Source organism: Gordonia sputi NBRC 100414 (genome assembly GCF_000248055.1).
In the GTDB taxonomy this organism is placed as follows: Bacteria; Actinomycetota; Actinomycetes; order Mycobacteriales; family Mycobacteriaceae; genus Gordonia; species Gordonia sputi.
In genome coordinates, this window is the sequence record NZ_BAFC01000008.1 from 1 (window position 1) to 515 (window position 515).

Annotated in this window: 1 protein-coding gene; it reads left to right on the forward strand. The window is 64.5% G+C overall.

Annotated elements, in window-relative coordinates; all coding sequences use genetic code 11:
- Window positions 1-491 (forward strand): IS3 family transposase (locus GOSPT_RS01675; RefSeq protein ID WP_005202193.1); only part of this gene is annotated, 491 nt, incomplete at its 5' end.
- Window positions 492-515: the final 24 nt, after the last annotated feature.

The window sequence follows — 515 nt, forward strand, 5'->3', positions numbered from 1 at the left end:
TGTTCTCCCGCATGGTCGTCGGCTGGCAGGTGTCCACGACCATGCATACCGGCCTCGCGCTCGATGCCCTGGACATGGGGTTGTGGGCGCGCTCGCGGGCCGGCCGGGATGTGGCCGGGCTGATCCACCACTCCGACCGCGGAGTGCAGTATCGAGCCATCCGCTACACCGAACGTCTCGCCGAGGCCGAAGCGGTGACTTCTGTTGGCTCCAAGGGTGATTCGTACGATAATGCGATGGCCGAGGCATTCAACTCGCTATTCAAAGCCGAGTGCATTCGTAACCCAGTGATGCGCCCGCGTGGTGGCTGGGGCGGTGTCGGCGAGGTCGAAATCGCGGTCGCCGAATACATCGAATGGTTCAACCACCGACGCCTGCACGGCGAGATCGGACACGTCCCGCCCGTCGAGTACGAGGCCGCCTACTGGGCGACCCACACAGCCACCAGCTACCGTGAGAACCCGGTCCCAGCAATCGCTGGAACCAACTAACCGAGCCTCCAGCAAACCCGGGGC